Source organism: Cyanobium sp. Cruz-8D1 (assembly GCF_024345975.1).
In the GTDB taxonomy this organism is placed as follows: Bacteria; Cyanobacteriota; Cyanobacteriia; order PCC-6307; family Cyanobiaceae; genus Cyanobium.
The window spans coordinates 36,967-55,333 of sequence record NZ_JAGQCD010000016.1 but is presented as its reverse complement, the minus strand read 5'-3'; the positions used below and the strand labels follow the sequence as shown (position 1 = coordinate 55,333).

17 protein-coding genes, 1 tRNA gene and 1 pseudogene are annotated in these 18,367 nt (G+C 70.9%); 10 read left to right on the top strand and 9 right to left on the bottom strand.

The features are described 5' to 3' along the window. Positions 1-189: 189 nt before the first annotated feature. Positions 190-654, top strand: a complete 465-nt coding sequence (locus KBZ33_RS11295) for a GNAT family N-acetyltransferase (RefSeq protein WP_254953064.1) — start codon at positions 190-192, stop codon at positions 652-654. Here KBZ33_RS11295 and KBZ33_RS11290 read toward each other — a convergent pair. The 5 genes from KBZ33_RS11290 to ribH all read right to left on the bottom strand — a co-directional run bounded on the left by KBZ33_RS11290 (position 646) and on the right by ribH (position 3,366). After that, positions 646-717: transfer RNA gene (locus KBZ33_RS11290), tRNA-Gly, on the bottom strand. The two genes, KBZ33_RS11295 and KBZ33_RS11290, sit on opposite strands and share 9 nt — an antisense overlap. 383 nt (positions 718-1,100) lie before the next feature. Beyond that, complete coding sequence (gene psbZ, locus KBZ33_RS11285) at positions 1,101-1,289, bottom strand: photosystem II reaction center protein PsbZ (protein WP_094584244.1); 189 nt, start codon at positions 1,287-1,289, stop codon at positions 1,101-1,103. Positions 1,290-1,376: 87 nt separating this feature from the next. Beyond that, entirely contained in the window at positions 1,377-1,976 is a 600-nt protein-coding gene (gene rfbC, locus KBZ33_RS11280; RefSeq protein WP_254953065.1) for a dTDP-4-dehydrorhamnose 3,5-epimerase, read from the bottom strand. After that, positions 1,973-2,881, bottom strand: a complete 909-nt coding sequence (gene rfbA, locus KBZ33_RS11275; RefSeq protein ID WP_254953066.1) for a glucose-1-phosphate thymidylyltransferase RfbA — start codon at positions 2,879-2,881, stop codon at positions 1,973-1,975. The genes rfbC and rfbA overlap by 4 nt, the downstream gene beginning before the upstream one ends. Continuing rightward, a complete protein-coding gene (gene ribH / locus KBZ33_RS11270) occupies positions 2,878-3,366 on the bottom strand; it encodes a 6,7-dimethyl-8-ribityllumazine synthase (protein WP_254953067.1) in 489 nt (162 codons plus the stop codon). Before ribH ends, rfbA begins: the two co-directional genes overlap by 4 nt. 120 nt (positions 3,367-3,486) lie before the next feature. On the opposite strand from ribH, the gene mutS reads away from it, so the two are divergent. Then, positions 3,487-6,222 carry a DNA mismatch repair protein MutS gene (gene mutS / locus KBZ33_RS11265; RefSeq protein ID WP_254953068.1) on the top strand — a complete coding sequence of 912 codons (2,736 nt, stop codon included), beginning with the start codon at positions 3,487-3,489 and terminating at the stop codon, positions 6,220-6,222. Here the strand turns inward: mutS and KBZ33_RS11260 are convergent. Continuing rightward, on the bottom strand, positions 6,198-6,890 hold the full coding sequence (locus tag KBZ33_RS11260) for a precorrin-8X methylmutase (protein ID WP_254953137.1): 693 nt from the start codon (positions 6,888-6,890) through the stop codon (positions 6,198-6,200). The genes mutS and KBZ33_RS11260 overlap by 25 nt on opposite strands. Before the next feature lie 149 nt (positions 6,891-7,039). Here KBZ33_RS11260 and KBZ33_RS11255 point away from each other — a divergent pair, with 149 nt between their 5' ends. The 6 genes and pseudogenes from KBZ33_RS11255 (at position 7,040) to mscL (ending at position 13,384) form a co-directional block, all read left to right on the top strand. Then, a complete protein-coding gene (locus tag KBZ33_RS11255; protein ID WP_254953139.1) occupies positions 7,040-7,729 on the top strand; it encodes a type II toxin-antitoxin system prevent-host-death family antitoxin in 690 nt (229 codons plus the stop codon). Then, positions 7,729-8,727 carry a DNA polymerase III subunit delta gene (gene holA / locus KBZ33_RS11250; protein ID WP_254953069.1) on the top strand — a complete coding sequence of 333 codons (999 nt, stop codon included), beginning with the start codon at positions 7,729-7,731 and terminating at the stop codon, positions 8,725-8,727. The genes KBZ33_RS11255 and holA overlap by 1 nt, the downstream gene beginning before the upstream one ends. A gap of 28 nt (positions 8,728-8,755) precedes the next feature. Continuing rightward, positions 8,756-10,591 (top strand): aspartate kinase, encoded by a 1,836-nt coding sequence (locus tag KBZ33_RS11245; RefSeq protein ID WP_254953070.1) that lies wholly within the window; start codon positions 8,756-8,758, stop codon positions 10,589-10,591. A gap of 26 nt (positions 10,592-10,617) precedes the next feature. After that, positions 10,618-12,429, top strand: a complete 1,812-nt coding sequence (locus tag KBZ33_RS11240) for an MBL fold metallo-hydrolase (RefSeq protein WP_255011774.1) — start codon at positions 10,618-10,620, stop codon at positions 12,427-12,429. A 175-nt stretch (positions 12,430-12,604) separates the two neighbouring features. Beyond that, positions 12,605-12,928, top strand: a pseudogene (locus tag KBZ33_RS11235) (PQQ-dependent sugar dehydrogenase); the annotation flags it as partial. Positions 12,929-12,982: 54 nt separating this feature from the next. Further along, positions 12,983-13,384 (top strand): large conductance mechanosensitive channel protein MscL, encoded by a 402-nt coding sequence (gene mscL / locus KBZ33_RS11230; RefSeq protein WP_396108394.1) that lies wholly within the window; start codon positions 12,983-12,985, stop codon positions 13,382-13,384. Here the strand turns inward: mscL and uvrB are convergent. The 3 genes from uvrB to KBZ33_RS11215 are packed head-to-tail and all read right to left on the bottom strand — an operon-like array spanning position 13,381 to position 16,662. After that, positions 13,381-15,390 carry an excinuclease ABC subunit UvrB gene (uvrB, locus tag KBZ33_RS11225; protein ID WP_254953073.1) on the bottom strand — a complete coding sequence of 670 codons (2,010 nt, stop codon included), beginning with the start codon at positions 15,388-15,390 and terminating at the stop codon, positions 13,381-13,383. The genes mscL and uvrB overlap by 4 nt on opposite strands. Positions 15,391-15,441: 51 nt before the next feature. Continuing rightward, entirely contained in the window at positions 15,442-15,864 is a 423-nt protein-coding gene (locus tag KBZ33_RS11220) for a phage holin family protein (RefSeq protein WP_254953075.1), read from the bottom strand. Positions 15,865-15,894: 30 nt separating this feature from the next. Continuing rightward, complete coding sequence (locus tag KBZ33_RS11215) at positions 15,895-16,662, bottom strand: DUF561 domain-containing protein (protein ID WP_254953076.1); 768 nt, start codon at positions 16,660-16,662, stop codon at positions 15,895-15,897. 23 nt (positions 16,663-16,685) lie between these two features. On the opposite strand from KBZ33_RS11215, the gene tilS reads away from it, so the two are divergent. Together tilS and KBZ33_RS11205 are read left to right on the top strand one after the other, a co-directional pair. Then, positions 16,686-17,717 (top strand): tRNA lysidine(34) synthetase TilS, encoded by a 1,032-nt coding sequence (gene tilS, locus KBZ33_RS11210; protein WP_254953078.1) that lies wholly within the window; start codon positions 16,686-16,688, stop codon positions 17,715-17,717. Next, entirely contained in the window at positions 17,710-18,366 is a 657-nt protein-coding gene (locus tag KBZ33_RS11205) for a hypothetical protein (protein WP_254953080.1), read from the top strand. The genes tilS and KBZ33_RS11205 overlap by 8 nt, the downstream gene beginning before the upstream one ends. The last annotated feature ends 1 nt before the right edge of the window (position 18,367 follow it).

Below are 18,367 nucleotides of genomic sequence, written 5' to 3'. Positions count from 1 at the left end.
CTGTCCGTAGTTGCCTACCCTACCATCGCAAAACCTTGGCCGAGAGCCAAGAAACGTGCTGCTGCAAGGGTTCTCGGCGTCTGGTGCGTCGGGGATCCGCACCTGGGGGGCCACGGACCGCGGCGGCAGCACCGGCCTGGCACCGGCCAACGAGCAGGATTTGCAGCGAATGCCCGCCACCCCGGCCCGTTGAGCAGCGCCCCCCCCAGGCCCCCAGTCCCCAGCGCAGCCCCGGTCCGGCTGGTCCGCCACGGCGGCCTGTGCCTGCGCCTGCGCTGGCGGCTGGCGGCCCTGGGCGGCCTGCTCGACGGCCACAGCTTCTGGGCCACCGGCCGGCAGCGATCCCAACTGGGGCGGATGCTCAGCGGCAGCCAGGTGGTGGTGAGCGCCTGGCAGGGGAGAGAGCTGGTGGGATTCGGGCGCGCCACCAGCGACGGGGTGTTCCGCGCCGTGCTCTGGGACGTGGTGGTGGCCGAGGAGCACCAGGGCCGGGGACTGGGCCGGCGGATCGTCGAGGAACTGCTGGCCAGCCCGCCCGTGGCCGCCGCCGAACGGGTCTACCTGATGACCACCAAGGGAGAGGGCTTCTACGAACGGCTGGGCTTCAGCCGGGTGGACGGCCAGCGGCTGATGCTGAAACAGACAAGCGGATGAAGAGATTCGAACTCTCGACCCTCTCCTTGGCAAGGAGATGCTCTACCACTGAGCTACATCCGCAGTTGACGGGGCCAGCACTTTTGCCGATGACGGCGCTGGGTTTGGCCTGGCCGAATCACTCCGGCCTGTTGAGCATGCCCCATGGGGGGTCCCTTGGTCAAATGGGAGAGGGGAGCTGAATACGCATGGTCATGGGTACCAGGCGGAAGCGCCCGGAAAGTCCGCAGGTGGCAGCTGGGACTTGCCCTGTTTGGCACCTTGGGTCTTACTTGCCAACAACTTCCCATTCCTGCATCAGCCTGACCTCTGGGCTGGCATCACCGGCTCTGATAAAGCAGCGCTGTCCGGTTACAACGGTTCTGCTTTTAAGTCCCATGGATGGCGAACAGCCATTCAGGTCATTTACGCAGTGATGCTGAAGCGGACCAGGCCTTACACGCCGCTCAGACCACCAGCAGGCTCATGCCCCAGTTCACCAGCACCAGGGCCACCCAGGCGGCACCGCCGATCAGGATCAGGCGGTTGGAGCGGCCGCTGTCCTCGGTGCTCGCGTAGAGCACCGGCACCGCCACGATCAGGGCGAAGGACATCACCACCAGGGCCAGAACGGTGAGAGTGTTGAGGATCTGCATGGGGAAGCAAGGCTCGAGGCCGGATCAGGCAGCGACAGGGATCCTGCCATGCAGAGCGGGCCGCTGGCCTGCCGCTGGAGCCATCCGTCACACGTTGTGGGGGCCGAACAGATCCCCGGCCGCCGCCAGGGCCCCCAGACCAGGGGCCGCGGCGTCCTTGGGGGCCAGCAGGGGCTGGTGGGGAGCCGGGAGCTCCTGCAGGGGCCAGTCGATGCCGATCGCCGGGTCGTTCCAGGCCAGGGAGCGCTCGCACTCCCGGCTCCAGTAGCCGGCGGTCTTGTACTGCACCTCGGCCACCGGGCTCAGGGTCAGGAAGCCATGGGCGAAGCCCACCGGCACCCACAGCTGGTGCTGGTTCTCGGCGCTGAGCCGTTCGCCCACCCACTTCCCCAGGGTGGGGGAGTCCTGGCGCAGGTCGACGGCCACATCGAACACCTCCCCGAGCGTGCAGCGCACGAGCTTGCCCTGGGGGTGCGGCGCCCGCTGGAAATGCAGGCCCCGCAGCACCCCCTGCACGGAGCGGGAGTGGTTGTCCTGCACGAACTCGGGGGCGTCGGCGTCCTCCCCCCCGAGGGCATCGGCGAAGCGGCGCCGGTTCCAGCTCTCGCTGAACCAGCCCCTCTCATCGGCGTAGACGGCCGGGGTGAGCAGCAGGGGGCCTTCGATGGCCAGGAACTGCACGTTCATCGTTGGGGCTCCAGGGCCAGGTGGTCGCTGGCGGCCTCCTGCAGCAGACGCAGCAGGTAGTCGCCGTAGCCGGATTTCTTCAGGGGCAGGGCCAGCCGCTCCAGCTGGCCGTGGTCGATCCAGCCCAGACGCCAGGCCACCTCCTCGGGGCAGCCCACCTTGAGGCCCTGACGTTTCTCCAGGGTGCGGATGTAGCTGGCCGCCTCGTGCAGGGAGTCGGGGGTGCCCGTGTCCAGCCAGGCCATGCCGCGGCCCATCAGCTCCACCCGCAGCAGGCCCTCATCGAGGTAGAGCTGGTTGAGGTCGGTGATCTCGAGCTCCCCCCGTGGCGAAGGACGCACCTGGCGGGCCCGCTCCACCACCGTGTGGTCGTAGAAGTACAGGCCCGTCACGGCGTAGCGGCTACGCGGCTGGGCCGGCTTCTCTTCGATGCTCAGCACCCGGCCGTCGCCGCTGAACTCCACCACCCCGTAGCGCTCCGGGTCACTCACCGGATAGGCGAACACCGTCGCCCCCGGCCGCTCGCCGTTGGCTCCCTGCAGCTGGGGGATCAGGTCGTGGCCATGGAACAGGTTGTCGCCCAGCACCAGGGCCGCCGGGGCTCCGTCGAGGAAATCGGCGCCGATCAGGAACGCCTGGGCCAGGCCATCGGGGCTGGGCTGCACCGCATAGCGGATCTCCATGCCCCAGGCCGACCCGTCCCCCAGCAGCCGCTCGAAGGCGGCCCGGTCGGTGGGGGTGGTGATCACCAGCACCTCGCGGATCCCCGCCAACATCAGGGTGCTGAGCGGGTAGTAGATCATCGGCTTGTCGTACACCGGCACCAGCTGCTTGCTGACGGCGGTGGTGAGGGGGGCCAGGCGCGTGCCGCTACCCCCCGCCAGGATGAGTCCCTTGCGGTTCATGGCTGTTGCTTGGCTAGCGCCGCCATCAGGCTGCCCATCTCCAGGGCCTGGAGGCCGTAGCTCCAGCCCAGGTTGCTTTTGATGCCGGCCCGCTCCAGGGCCTGCTGCAGGGTGTCGGTGGTGAGCACCCCGAAGATCACCGGCACGCCGGTGTCGCGGGCCACGGCGGCCACCCCCTTGCTCACCTCGGCCACGACCACATCGAAGTGGGGGGTGTCGCCGCGGATCACCGCCCCCAGGGTGATCACCACCTGGTAGCGGCCGCTGGCGGCCAGCCGCTGGGCCACCAGGGGAATCTCGAAGCTGCCCGGCACCCAGGCCACGTCGAGCTGGCTGCTCTCGGGGCCCACATCAATGCCGTGGCGGGAAAGGGAATCAAGGCAGCCGCTCAGCAGCTTGCCGGTCACCAGATCGTTGAAGCGGGCGATCACCAGGCCGATCCGCAGACCGGCGACATCGGTGAAGCGACCTTCGAAAACCGTCAAGGGATCAGACCACGCAGAAGCTCACGACCCAGTTGAGCAGCATCCGGGCCTCCTCCGCCAGCCTCGTGAGGGTCTCCCCGGCAGGCCCCCTACGATCGGGGCGCTCCAGGCGGCGGGCCCATGGCCAGGGAAGTGCAGCAGCAGCTCCCGCTCAGCGACGACGCCAGCCTGCAGGGCGACTTGTTTGGGGGTGACGTGGCGCCGGCGCCGGAGCCCGAAGTCGGCTTTGATGAGCAGACGCTGCTTGCCGATGCCAGCGCCAGGCCGCGTGCGCGGCGGCGGCGGCCAGTGGCTCCAGAGCCGGAGCCGGCCAAGAGCGAGAGCCCGGAGCCCGACGACGACCTGCCCCGCTGGCACCACCATTCCCTGGTGGATCCGGCGGCGCTCACCCCGGTGCTGCGGCACTACGTGGAGCTGAAGGCGGCCCATCCGGACCGGGTACTGCTCTATCGCCTCGGCGACTTCTTCGAGTTCTTCTTCGAGGACGCGATCCTGCTCTCGCGTCTGCTGGAGCTCACCCTCACCGGCAAGGACGCCGGCAAGGCCCTGGGCCGGGTGCCGATGGCGGGCATCCCCCACCACGCCGCCGAGCGCTACTGCGCCGACCTGGTGCGCCGCGGCCTCAGCGTCGCCCTCTGCGACCAGCTGGAGGCCACCCCCGCCAAGGGGGCCCTGCTGCGCCGCGGCATCACCCGGGTGCTGACCCCCGGCACGGTGCTGGAGGAGGGGATGCTGGCGGCCCGCCGCAACAACTGGCTCTGCGCCGTGGTGCTCGACGGCGACGGCAGCCACGCCGGTCGCTGGGGCCTGGCCGTCGCCGATGTCAGCACCGGCGAATTCCGGCTGACCGAACGGGACGGCAGCGGCAGCCTGCACCAGGAGCTGCTGCAGCTGGAGCCCGCCGAGGTGGTCTGGCCCGGCCAGGGGGACACCCCCGCCTGGTGCCCCGAGGGCCTGCGGCTCACCCCCCTGGCCCGCACGCCCTTCGAAACCACCGAAGCCGCCGCCCTGCTGCGCCGCCGTTTCCGGCTGGCCAGCCTTGATGGCCTGGGGCTGGGGGAAGCCCCCCTGGCGCTGCGGGCCGCCGGGGGCCTGCTGGCCTACCTGGACACCACCCAGGCCGAACCCGCGGCCATCCCGCTGGAAAGGCCCCGGCTCTGGCACGCCGGCGACCAGCTGGTGCTCGACGCCCAGACCCGCCGCAACCTGGAACTCACCCGCACCCAGCTAGGCGGCTCCCTGCAGGGCTCCCTGCTCTGGGCCCTCGACCGCACCACCACCGCCATGGGCGGCCGCTGCCTGCGGCGCTGGATCGAGGCCCCCCTGGTGGACCGCGCCGCGATCCTGGAGCGCCAGGAGGCGGTGAGCGAGCTGGTGGAGCAGCGGCCCCTGCGGCTGGCTCTGCGCCGGCTGCTGCGGCCCATGGGGGATCTGGAGCGCCTGGCGGGTCGGGCCGGCGCCGGCAGTGCCTCCGCCCGCGACCTGGTGGCCCTCGCCGATGGCCTCGAGCGCCTGCCCCGCCTGGCGGCCCTGGTGGCCTCCTGCCGCAGCGCCCCCCTGGTGGTCCTCAAGGGTCCCTGGCCCGAGCTGGCCGCCCTGGCCGAACAGGTGCGTCACCACCTGGTGGAGACGCCGCCCCTGTCGCTGAGCGAGGGCGGGCTGCTCCACGACGGGGTCGATCCGGTGCTCGACGGCCTGCGCAACCAGCTCGACGACCAGGAGGCCTGGCTCTCCCGGCAGGAGGCGATCGAGCGCCGGGCCAGCGGCAACCCCAACCTGCGCCTCCAGTACCACCGCAGCTTCGGCTACTTCCTGGCGGTGAGCCGGGCCCGGGCCGCCGCTGTTCCGGACCATTGGATCCGCCGCCAGACCCTGGCCAACGAGGAACGCTTCGTCACCCCCGAGCTCAAGGGCCGCGAAGGCCGGATCCTGCAGCTGCGGGCCCGCACCTGCCAGCGGGAGTACGACCTGTTCTGCGAGCTGCGCCGCAGCGTGGGGGAAGCGGCAGGGCCCGTGCGGGCGGCCGCCCGGCGGGTGGCGGAACTCGATGCCCTGGCCTCCCTGGCGGAGGTGGCGGCCACCTCTGGCTACTGCCGGCCCGAGCTCAGCGAGGGGCGCGAGCTGGTGATCGAGGCGGGGCGCCATCCGGTGGTGGAGCAGCTGCTGGTCGACGCGTCCTTCACCCCCAACGACCTGCAGCTGGGGTCTCCGGAGGCTGACGGAGCACCGGCACCAGATCTGATCGTGCTCACCGGGCCGAATGCCAGTGGCAAGAGCTGCTATCTGCGCCAGAGCGGCCTGCTTCAGCTGATGGCCCAGATCGGCAGCTGGATCCCGGCGCGCTCCGCCCGCCTCGGCATCGCCGACCGCATCTTCACCCGGGTGGGGGCCGTCGACGACCTGGCCAGCGGCCAGTCCACCTTCATGGTGGAGATGGCCGAAACGGCCAACATCCTTCACCACGCCAGCCCCCGCTCCCTGGTGCTGCTCGACGAGATCGGCCGGGGCACGGCCACCTTCGATGGCCTCTCGATCGCCTGGGCCGTCGCCGAGCACCTGGCCGACGGCATCGGCGCCCGCACCATCTTCGCCACCCATTACCACGAGCTCAACGAGCTCGCCGAGCTGCTGCCCAACGTCGGCAATGCCCAGGTGCTGGTGGAGGAAACCGGCAACGACCTGGTCTTCCTGCACCGGGTCTGCCGGGGCGGCGCCAGCCGCAGCTACGGCATTGAGGCCGCACGCCTGGCGGGCGTTCCTGCCTCGGTGGTGCTGCGGGCCCGCCAGGTGCTGGGCCGGATCGAGGCCAACAGCCACGTGGCGGTGGGCCTTCATGGGGGATCCAGGGCCGCCTGATCCTCGACTGCCTGATCCTGAGCCGCCTGATCCAGCCAGGCCCGGCGCAACAAGGCATTGGCGGCGGCACCCACCAATCCGGCGCCGCCCTTGCTGCCCTCCAGCCTGATCTGCACCAGATCGCTGGCCGCCAGGTGGCGCTTGCTCTCGGCCACCCCCACGAACCCCACCGGCATGCCGATCACCAGGGCCGGGGCGGCGATGGTTCCGGCCTCGACCAGCTCCAACAGCCGCTCCAGGGCCGTGGGGGCGCTGCCCACCAGCACCACCGCCCCCGGGTGCTCCAGCAGCGCCCGCTCCATGCCCGCCGCCGCCCGGGTGCCACCGGCGGGAGCGGCGGCCGGCGCCCAGGCCAGCACCGAATGGACCGGGTTGGCGAAGGTGCGCCGGGCCATGGGCGCCACGGCCGCCGCGGCCATCGCCGTGTCGGTGAGGATCGGCGCGCCGGCCGCCAGGGCTTTGAGGCCGGAGGCGCAGGCCCCCGGGCCAAGGCGCAGATCCGGCGCCAGGGCCAGATCGCCGCTGCTGTGCACCAGGCGTTCCAGCAGCTCCCGCTCCACCCCCTCCAGGCCGGTGGGCCCCAGCCAGGCGCGGATGCGCCGCACGCTCTCCCGAAAGATCGGGTGATCGAGGCAAGCCTCAGATCTGTTGATCGCCTGGCTGTCCATCGCCTGCGGCGCTCCGAGCTGCCCCGCCGGCGCGGTGATGGCCACCGGGGCGGAAAGGGCGAGGCTACGGGATGCACCCTGGCCGTGCTCCGGGTGAGCGGGGGCCTCTGCCGAGCCAGATCAAAACCTGTACATTGTGTACAGAATAAATTTTCGCCTGCGCACCCCAGGACACCCTCGGCGTCCTGGAGGCCAGGAAGCGCTTTCCGGAGCTGCTCGATCGGGCCCATGGGGGCGAGGAGACGCTGATCTCGCGCCACGGTCACCCTGTGGCGGCCCTGGTGCCGCTCTGGCGGCGCCATCGTCCCCAGCGGCAGGCCTTGATCGCCCTCAGGGGCAGCGGCCGCGCCTGCTGGCCGGATCCGCTCCCGCCGAGCCAACCCTGGCCGGTCCAGCCCCTGGAGAGCAGCACCGGCCAGTCCCTCGGCTCGGCTGTGGCCGTCGACGCCACGGTGCTGATTCCCTACCTGCGCGGCGACGCCTCCAGCCGCCACTCGGAGCCCCTGATCGCCGCGATCGCGGCCGGGCGCTGGCGCGGCGTGCTCAGCATGGCCACCTTGATGACGCTGATGGAAGGGCCCCTGCGCCTGGGGGACGAAGCCCTGGCGGCCCGCTACGAAGCGGTGTTCAGCGACCCGACGGCCTGGACCCTGGTGAGTCTCACGCCCCAGGTCGCCCTGGCGGCGGCGCGCCTGCAACGGCCAGGCCTCCACGCCGCGGTGGCACCCGACGTGGCCCTGGAGCTGGCCTCGGCCCTGCAGGGGGGCGCCACGGCGATGATCAGCCGGGACCCCCGCCTGCTCGCCGCCCTGCCCCTGCCGGCGCCACCCCTGCCCTGATGCCGATTCACCTCTACTGGGGCGACGATGAAGCCGCCCGCCAGCGGGCCCTGGCGGCCCAGATCGAGGCCCTGGTGGATCCGGCCTGGGCCACGATCAACCTCAGCCGCCTCGATGGCGGCGATCCCGGCCAGGCGGCCCAAGCCCTGGAGGAGGCCCGAACGGCCCCCTTCGGCGCCGGGGCCCGGGTGGTGGTGCTGCAGCGCAGTCCCTTCTGCCAGGCCTGTCCGGCGGAGCTGGCCGCCCAGCTGGAGGCCGCCCTCGAGCTCATCCCCGCCGATGGCCACCTGTTCCTGGTGAGCGAGGGCAAGCCCGACGCCCGGCTGCGCACCACCAAGCGACTGCGGGCCGTGGCGGAGGAGCGGTCCTTCACCCTGCCGCCGATCTGGGACGGGGCCGGCCAGATCGAGCGGGTGGAGAGCGCCGCCCGGGAGCGGGGCCTGGCCCTGGCCCCGGCGGCGGCCGAAGCCCTGGCCGAAGCGATCGGCAGCGACGGTCTGCGGCTGGCCAGTGAGCTGGAGAAGCTGGCGCTGCACACCGGCAGCGCCGCGGGCCCCATCACAGCCGAGGCGGTGGCCGCCCTGATCGGCGGCCAGGTCACCAGCAGCCTGGCCGTGGGGGATGCCCTGCTGGCCCAGCGCCCCGCCGAGGCGATCGCCCTTGTGGAAGCGCTGCTGGAGGCCAACGAACCGGCCCTGCGCATCGTGGCGGCCCTGGCCAGTCAGATCCGGGGCTGGCTCTGGGTGTGCCTGCTGGAGCGCAGCGGCGAGCAGGACGTGGCCGTGATCGCCAAAGCCGCGGGGATCGGCAATCCCAAGCGGATCTACGTGATGCGCAAACAGATCCGCGGCCGCAGCCCCGAGCAGCTGCTGGCCCTGCTGCGCCGCCTGCTCGACGTGGAGGCCGCCCTCAAGCGCGGCGCCGACCCCGGCGATGCCTTCCGGGACGGCTTCCTGCTGGCCGCCCTGGCCCAGCCCGGCAACGCCCCGCGTCGATAATCGAGCCCGACGCGCCGGCGACGAGCCCATGGGCCTGCTGATACAGAAGTTCGGGGGGACGTCGGTGGCTGACACCGAGCGGATCCGGGCGGTGGCCCGCCGCATCGCCGCCAGCCGCGAGGAGGGCCACGAACTGGTGATCGTGGTCTCGGCCATGGGCCACACCACCGACCAGCTCACCGGCATGGCCGCCAGCCTCTGCAGCGACCCGCCGCGGCGGGAGATGGACATGCTGCTGGCCACGGGTGAGCAGGTGTCGATCGCCCTGCTGTCGATGGCCCTGCACACCGAAGGCGTCCCCGCCGTCTCGATGACTGGCACCCAGGCGGGGATCATCACCGAATCAGCCCATGGCCGGGCCCGCATCCTCGAGGTGCGCACCGAACGGCTGCGCCGCCTGTTGGAGGACGGCTACGTGGTGGTGGTGGCCGGCTTCCAGGGCACCAGCAGCGGCCACGCCGGCACCCCGGAGATCACCACCCTGGGCCGGGGCGGCTCCGACACCTCGGCGGTGGCACTGGCGGCCGCCCTCGGCGCCGACGGCTGCGAGATCTACACCGACGTGCCCGGGGTGCTGACCACCGATCCCCGCAAGGTGAGCGATGCCCAGCTGATGGCCAGTGTCAGCTGCGACGAGATGCTGGAACTGGCCAGCCTCGGGGCCGCGGTGCTCCACCCCCGGGCCGTGGAGATCGCCCGCAACTACGGGGTGCCCCTGACGGTGCGCTCCAGCTGGAGCCAGGCCCCCGGCACCCGCCTCACCAGTGGTCCGGCCCGCCCGATCGGTAGCGAAGGGCTGGAGCTGGGCCGGCCCGTGGATGGCGCCGAACTCGAGACAGACCAGGCGGTGCTGGCCCTCTCCCATGTGCCCGACAGGCCGGGAGTGGCCGCCACCCTGTTCGAGGCCCTCGGCGCCGCCGGGCTGAACGTGGACCTGATCGTGCAGGCCACCCACGAGGGCACCAGCAACGACATCGCCTTCACCCTGGCGGCGTCGGAAATGGAACCGGCCCGGCGGGTCTGCCAGGAGGTGCTGGCCGCCATGGGGGCCGATGGCGCCCGGCTCACGGCCGAAGCCGGCATGGCCAAGCTGAGCATCGCCGGCGCCGGGATCCTGGGCCGGCCGGGGGTGGCAGCCCGCCTGTTCGACACCATGGCCCGCCTCGGCATCAACCTGCGCCTGATCGCCACCAGCGAGGTGAAGGTGAGCTGCGTGGTGGAGGGCCCGCTGGGGGCCCGGGCCCTGCGGGCCGCCGGGGAGGCGTTCGAGCTGGCCGACCAGCAGCTGCGCCACGATCCACCCCCCTGCCACCTGGGCGATCCGGCGGTGCGGGGGGTGGCCCTCGACCGCGACCAGGTGCAGGTGTCGGTGCGCCGGGTGTCCGATCGGCCGGGGGCCGCCGCGGCCATCTGCCGGGCCCTGGCCGATGCGGGCATCAGTCTGGACGCCATCGTGCAGTCGGAGCGCACCCACGGCGGCCCCGAGGACCGGCGCCGGGACATGAGCTTCACCCTGCGCCGCGACGACCGGCCGGGGGCCGAGCGGGCCCTGGCCCCGGTCCTGCGGCAGTGGGACGGCGCCTGCTTCGAGGAGGGCCCGGCCATCGCCAGGGTCAGCGCCGTGGGTGCCGGGATGGCCTGCACCGCCGGCACAGCGGCACGGATGTTCCGTTCCCTGGCCGAGGCGGGCATCAACATCTCCCTGATCGCCACCAGCGAGATCCGCACCAGTTGCGTGGTGGCGGAGGCCGATGGGGTGCGGGCCCTGCAGGCGGTGCACCAGGCCTTCGGCCTCGGCGGCACCACCCGCCACGCCGCCGAGGGAACGGAAGCACCCGCAACTGAAAGCACCTGCCCTTCCTAGGGTTGAGCCGGCACCAGGGTGGCGGCATGTTGGTCCGGTTCTGGGGAACCCGCGGTTCGATCGCCAAACCCGGCCCCGACACCTTCCGTTTCGGCGGCAACACCTCCTGTGTGGAGGTCCGCTCCGACGCCGGCACCCTGCTGGTGATCGACTGCGGCACCGGCGCCCACGACCTCGGCCAGGCCCTGATGCAGGAGCGCCCCGACGGCATGGAGGGGTCGCTGCTGATCAGCCACACCCACTGGGACCACATCCAGGGCTTTCCCTTCTTCGCCCCCTTTTTCGCCCCCGGCCACTCCTGGGACGTCTACGGACCCAGCGGCCTCTCGGGCAGCCTGCGCAGCGTGCTCTCCGGCCAGATGCAGCACGCCTACTTCCCGGTCACCCTCGACCAGTTCGCGGCCACGATCCGCTACCACGACCTGAGCGAAGGCACCTTCCGCCTCGGGGACGTGACGGTGACGACCCATCACCTCAACCATCCCGCCCTCACCCTGGCCTACCGGCTCCAGGCCGATGGGGCCACGGTCGTCTACTGCTGCGACCACGAACCCCACACCGCCGAGCTGGCCAGCGGCCTCGGCCCGGTGTCCGGCCAGGACCTGCACTACGCGGAGTTCATCGAGGGGGCCGACCTGGTGATCCACGACGCCCAATACACGGCCCTGGAGTTCCCGGCCAAGCTCGGCTGGGGCCACAGCTCGGTGGAATATGCCGTGCGGATCTGCGAGCAGGCTGGGGTGGCCCGGCTGGCGCTCACCCACCACGATCCCCTGCGCAACGATGCGGCCATCGACCTGATCCTGGCCCGGGTGCGTGCCGATCTGGCCGATCGGGGTTCCCCCCTGGAGGTGATGGCGGCCTCGGAGGGACTGGTGCTGCGCACCTCCCCCACCCCGGGCGCCGGCGCCAACCCGGAGGCTGGCGGGGGCGCAAGCCAGGTGGAGACGCCCAGCGGCCCTCCGGCCCTGGTGTGGGTGGCGGACAGGGATCTGGAGGCCGCCCTCACCACGGCCCTGCGCCTGGAGGACCTGCCCTGCCGGGTGGCCCGCACGGAAGCGGAGCTGATGCAGGCCTTCGAGCGCCAGGGGGCCTCGCTGCTGCTGTTGGAGCCGGCACCAGCAGCAGAAGGCCCCGGTCTGCTCCGCCGCCTGCGGGAGTCCCTGGGCTCGGCGGTGGCCGACACCCCCATCCTGATGCTGGCCGCCGAGGAGGACCTGGGCCGGCGGGACGATCCCCTGGTCAACGAGTGGCTGGTGCGGCCCATCTCCGAGAGCTTCCTGCGCGCCAGGCTTCGGGCCTGGAGCCTGGGCAGCCCCTGCCGCTGGCAGCGGGCCCGGCCACCGGGCGACGAGCGGCGGCGCCTGCGACGCCTGGGGGAACTGGGCCTGCTGGACACGGAGCGGGAGGAACGCTTCGACCGTCTGACCCGGATCGCCGCCGCCGCCTTTGATGTGCCCATCGCCCTGATCAGCCTGATCGATGCGGAGCGGCAATGGTTCAAGTCGTGCCACGGTCTGGCCACCGGCCAGACCTCCCGTGATCTGGCCTTCTGCGCCCATGCGGTCGCCCAGAAGTCGGATCTGCTGGTGGCGGACACCTGGCTCGATGACCGCTTCGCGGACAATCCGCTGGTGCTGCGGGAGCCGCGCATCCGCTTCTACGCGGGCTCGCCCCTGATCCTCGACGATGGGACCTGCCTGGGCACCCTCTGCCTGATCGACACCCGGCCGCGCCAGCTCAGCAGCACCGAGCTGGCCCTGCTCCACGACCTGCGCGACCTGGTTCTGCTGGAGATCTCCCCCACACCATGGCCCGTCGCCGTTCCCCGATCCTGAACGGGCTGGCGGCCGGGCCGATTGCGTCTGGTGCGGGGCGGTGTGCTGCAGGCCGAACCGATCCGTGGTGTGCCCGAGGTGCTGGCCGCCGGCCAGGGGGGCCTGCTGGACGTGGCCTCAGCGAGCTGCAGGTGCTGTTCGCGGTGCCGCAGCGCAAAGCCGGCAGCCCCGCCAGGGGCACCGCAACATCCAGGGGCTGGCCATCGATCGCCAGGGCGGCCGGATCTGGGCCAGCGAACACGGCGCCAAAGGCGGCGACGCGCTCAACCGGATCGAAGCCGGGGAGAACAACGGCTGGCCGACGGTGACCCACAGTCGTGAGTCCTTCGGCCCCGCCATCGCCCCCTCCGGCCTGGCCGTCTACAACGGTGATCGCTACCCGGGCTGGCGGGGTGATCTCTTCGCCGGCGCCAGGGTGAGGGACGTGCGCCAGGGACCGGACGGTTCCCTGTCTGCGCTCACCGATGGCGCCGGCGATGGCCAACTGCTTCGTCTCGAACCGATTGAACAGACTGGCCCACGGCCATGGGGTAGGAAAGGTCAGTCTTCACGAATGATTCCCATGGCCCGGCGCGGCGCGTCATCCTTCCTGAGCGACTTCAAGGATTTCATCAACAAGGGCAATGTGGTCGATCTGGCGGTGGCCGTGGTGATCGGCTCCGCTTTCGCCAAGGTGGTCGATGCCATCGTCAGTCTGGTGATGACCAACGCACTGGAGCCGGCCCTGAAGGCCGCGCGGGTCGATTCGATCAGCGCCTGGCCCGCCGGCACGGTGGTCGTGGCCCTGATCAACTTCCTGGTGATCGCCTTTGTGGTGTTCCTGATCGTGCGGGCGATCGAAGGGATGCGTCGCCAGGAGGAGGCCAAGGCCCTCGATGCCGGGCCCGACCCCCAGGCCGAACTGGCCGCCGCCGCCAACCGCCTGGCCGAAGCGCTGGATCGGCGCGCGCTCTAGGCCGCTGGCCGACCCACCAGCTTGTGGCGCAGCTTCTTGATGCGATCGCGCAGGTTGGCGGCCTCCTCGAACTCCAGGCCCTTCGCCGCCGCCTTCATCTTCTCCTCCAGCTGGGTGATCAGCTCGGGCAGCGCATCGAGAGGCACCTGGTACGGCTCGGCCTGTTCGGTCGCCGCCTCAGGTTGGTCGTCGTTGAGTCGGCGTGACTGCTCAAGCGAGGTGAGGATCGCGTTGCCCGCCCGCTTGCCGGCCGGCGTGGGGGTGATGCCATGGCGTTCGTTGTAGGCATGCTGGATCACCCGACGCCGTTCGGTCTCGGAGATGGCCCTGGCCATCGAATCGGTGAGGTTGTCGGCATAGAGGAGCGCCACCCCATCGATGTGGCGCGCCGCCCGACCGATGGTCTGGATCAAGGAGCGTTCCGCCCGCAGGAAGCCCTCCTTGTCGGCGTCGAGGATCGCCACCAGGGACACCTCGGGCAAATCAAGGCCCTCCCGCAGCAGGTTCACCCCCACGAGCACGTCGTAGGCGCCATTGCGCAGGTCCTGGATGATCTCGATCCGTTCGATCGAATGGATCTCCGAGTGCAGATAACGCACCCGCACCCCGTTCTCAGCCAGGTAATCGGTGAGGTCCTCCGCCATCCGCTTGGTGAGGGTGGTGACCAGCACCCGCTCCTGGCGATCGGCCCGCACCCGGATCTCCCCGAGCAGGTCATCGATCTGGCCCTCGGAGGGGCGCACCTCCACGATCGGATCGAGCACGCCGGTGGGGCGGATCACCTGCTGTACCACCTGCTCCTTGCTCTGGGCCAGCTCCCAGGCGCCGGGGGTGGCCGACACGAAGATGGTCTGCCGCGCCTTGGTCCAGAACTCGTCCCCCTTGAGGGGCCGGTTGTCGGCGGCGCTGGGCAGGCGGAAGCCATGCTCGATCAGCACCTGCTTGCGGCTCTGATCGCCGTTGTACATGGCCTGTAGCTGGGAGCAGGTCACGTGGCTCTCATCCACCACCAGCAGCCAGTCGTCGGGGAAATAGTCGATCAGGCATTCGGGCGGGGTACCGGCCTCCCGGCCCGACAGGTGACGGGCGTAGTTCTCGACCCCGTTGCAGTAGCCCACCTGCTCCAGCATCTCCAGGTCGTAGGTGGTGCGCTGCTCCAGGCGCTGGGCCTCCAGCAGCCGCCCCTGGCCGTTGAGCAGATCCAGGCGTTCGCGCAGCTCAGAGCGGATCGCCTGGATCGCACCCTTCAGCCGCTCCTTCGGCGTCACGAAGTGCTTGGCCGGGTAGATGTTGATCGCCTCCAGGCTCTGGAGGATTTCGCCGGTGGTGGGATCCACATAGCGGATTGCCTCCACCTCATCGCCGAACAGCTCGATCCGCACCAGCCGGTCTTCATAGGCGGGTCCGATCTCCAGCACATCGCCCCGCACCCGGAAGCGGCCGCGGCTGATCTCAATGTCGTTGCGGGAGTACTGGTTGTTGACCAGGTCCCGGAGCGAATGGCGCAGATCGAGCTTGTCGCCCACCTCGAACTTGACGGCGGCCTTGAGGTACTCCGAGGGGATGCCGAGGCCGTAGATGCAGCTGATCGAGGCCACCACGATCACATCGCGCCGCTCGAACAGCGACCGGGTGGCCGAGTGCCGCAGCATGTCGATCTCCTCGTTGATCGAGGCGGTCTTGGCGATGTAGGTGTCCGAGGTGGGGACGTAGGCCTCGGGCTGGTAGTAGTCGTAATAGGAGATGAAATATTCAACGGCATTGTTGGGGAAGAATTCCCGCAACTCGTTGCAAAGCTGGGCCGCCAGGGTTTTGTTGTGGGCCAGCACCAGGGTGGGACGCCCCGTGCGGGCGATCACGTTGGCGATCGAGAAGGTCTTGCCGGTGCCGGTGGCCCCCAACAGGGTCTGGAAGCGCTCGCCTCCATCAACGCCCTTCACCATCGCTTCGATGGCGGTGGGTTGGTCACCCTTGGGGACGTAGGGGGCGTGAAGCTGGAAAAGCATCAGGCCATTCTGGCGTTCACCCCCGGGGAACGGCTCGGCGGGGATAACCGATCAACCCACCCCGGAGACCGCGGCCATCGCCCTGGTGAGCGGCACGTCCAGACCCATCCAGCCCAGCACCACGCTGCTCAGGACGCTGTAGGCCAACGCCCCGAGGATGGCGCTGATCAGACCGTTGTGCAGGCGGAACCCCTTGATCAGCCAGGCGGCCAGGCTGAACAGGATGATCGTGATCAGCCAGTTGAACAGGAACGACACCGGGCTGATCAGCCCCCCGAAGGAAGAGACGAACCAGATCGGCCCCAGCAGCAGCTTCAGGGGGACGACCAGCAGGGTGCCCAGCAGGGCGATGATGATGGCCGACAGCAGGGCGGCGCTGAAACTCGCCAGCTCCACCCCCACGGGCAGTCGCGCCACCAGCAGCAGAATCAGGGCCCGGATCGGCCATTGCAGGAGCCAGGTCAACGAGCCCATGGGAAGCGGTGCCGCAACCCTTTCAGCTTACTAAGGCCGTTCGCTTTGAACCACCGCCGCCATCGGCATCGCTTCCCGCAGGGCACGCACCACCGCCACCATGGCGAGTTGGTCGTCGAGGCGATTGACGGCGGAGCCCACACCGACGCCGGCGGCTCCGGCGGCCAGGGCCATCGGCACCGTGACGGCCGACAGACCGGAGGCACACAGCACCGGCACGGCCACCGCCCGGCTGATGGCATGGGCGGCCGCCAGGGTGGGGGCTGCCTTTTCGATCAGCCCCAGGGCGCCGGCACTCAGGGGACGGGCGCTGGTTCCCCCCTCGGTCTGGATCAGATCGGCGCCCGCAGCCACCAGTTCCACCGCCAGCCGTTCCTGCGCATCGAGGGGAAGGGTGTGGGGCACGGTGACCGAGAGCACGGTTTCGGGCAGCAGCTCGCGGCTGCGGCGGGTCAGCGCCAGCACCTCGTCAGCACCGAAGACGCGGCCCTGGGGATAGAAGCTGTCGTAGTTGCCGATTTCCACCATGGCCGCGCCGGCGTCCACGGCTGGCGGGAACAGGGCCGGATCCACCGCCGAAACACAGATCGGCAGCTGGGGTGCCAGCTCGCGGGCCAGGCGCACCAGGCCCGGCTCACAGGCCAGATCCACCAGGTCGGCGCCACCGGCGGCGGCGGCCCTGACCACCTGCTGCACCCGGGCCGCCTCAAAGTTGTCCAGCCCGGCGATCACCTTCAGCGCGCGCCCCTGGCGGATCGCCTGCTGCAGGGCGGTGGGCAGGCTGGAGAGACGGGACATTGGCGAGCGAACGGAAGCGTGACGTGATTCTCCCACCCGACCCAAGCCAGCCGCGGCGGCCCTGGGGACGCGACCAGGCGCGCCTGCACCGCCATCTGCTGCGGCGCCCCTCCCTGCTGCCGGCGGGGGAGCGCCTGCTGCTGGCCGTGTCGGGGGGGCAGGACTCCATGGCCCTGACCACCCTCCTGCTCGACCTGCAGCCTCTGCATGGCTGGCGGCTGCAGCTGTGGCACGGGGATCACGGCTGGCGCCCCGACGCCGCGCGCCAGGCCAATGAACTGCTACAGTGGGCCCGCAGCCAGGGCCTGGAGCTGGTTGTTGATCGGGCCGATCCAGTCCCGGGCAGCGAAGCGGCAGCCCGGGACTGGCGCTACGGCTGCCTGGCCAAGGCGGCGCAGCGCTGGCCCTGCAGCCATGTGGTCACAGGTCACACCGCCAGCGACCGGGCCGAAACGGTGCTGCTCAACCTGGCCCGCGGCAGCCACCTGCGCGGCCTCGCCAGCCTCGGGGCCAGTCGCCGCCTCGGGCCGGAGGCCGGCGCCTTGCAGCTGGCCCGCCCCCTGCTGGTGTTTGATCGCGCCGACACCGGCCGTCTCTGCCGGGAGCGCCGCCTGCCCGTCTGGGAGGACAGCAGCAACGCGGATCGGCGCTTCGCCCGCAACCGGCTGCGCGCCGAGGTGATGCCGGTGCTGGAAGCCCTCCACCCCGGAGCCAGCCGGCGGATCAGCGCCCAGGCGGAACGGCTGGAGCAGCAGGTCGAGGCGGAGGCAGAACTGCTGGAGCTGGCCCTGGGGGCCCTGGAGGCCGAAGCGACTCCCGGGCAGCTGCCACGCCGGCGGCTGGCCAGCCTGGCCCCAGCCAGCCAGCGCCGGCTGCTGCAGCACTGGCTGCACCGGCACCTGGGGAACGCCCCGGGCGCCACCAGCCTCGACAGGCTGGTCAGCCGGCTGGCCCGGGGAGGGGATCCGGGCTGTCTGGATCTGCCTGGAGGATGGCAACTGCACTGGGATCGCAGCACACTGTGGGTCCGCACCCATGACGTGCTCCATGGCTGAGACCACCGCCAACGAAGCCGCCCAGCGCTACGCGGTGATCGAGCAGGCCTACGCGAAGGAGAACTGGGCCGTGGTGCTGCAGGAGGGGGAGGGACTGCTGCTGCAGCTGCGGCAGTCGGACAACCCCCAGCTGGTGGGACTGCAGATGCGGCTGCAGCTGCTGCTGGGGCACACCCAGCTCTACGGCTGTACCGACAAGAGCGCAGCTGCCGGGTACTACAAAGCCGTGGCGGCCCAGAGCAGCGAAGCCGCCCTCACCAGGATCGCCGCGCAGGGACTGAACCAGTGCGGCATCGAAGAACCGCGCGCCGAGCCAGCCCCGACTGAGGCCCCCACCAGCGGTGTCCCAGGCCCGGCGGCCCCCTGGCTCACGGCCGCAACAACGCTATCCGTACCAGCCCCCATCGAGGCTGTCGAGACCCAGCCCCTCCTGGAACCTGCGGCTGCGACGCCAGCCGCCCCCTGGAGCGAGCCCTCGCTGATTCCAGAGTTGGTGGAAGAGCCCGAACTTATCGAGCTGCACCAAGCCGATCCATCCCTGGCCGAGGACGTGGAACTGGACTGGAAGGAACCGGTCCCAGCCGCCACGGCGGCGGACATCGCCGATGAGGACCTGCTCAGGGGCTTGATGCTGGTCCAGATCGGCTGAG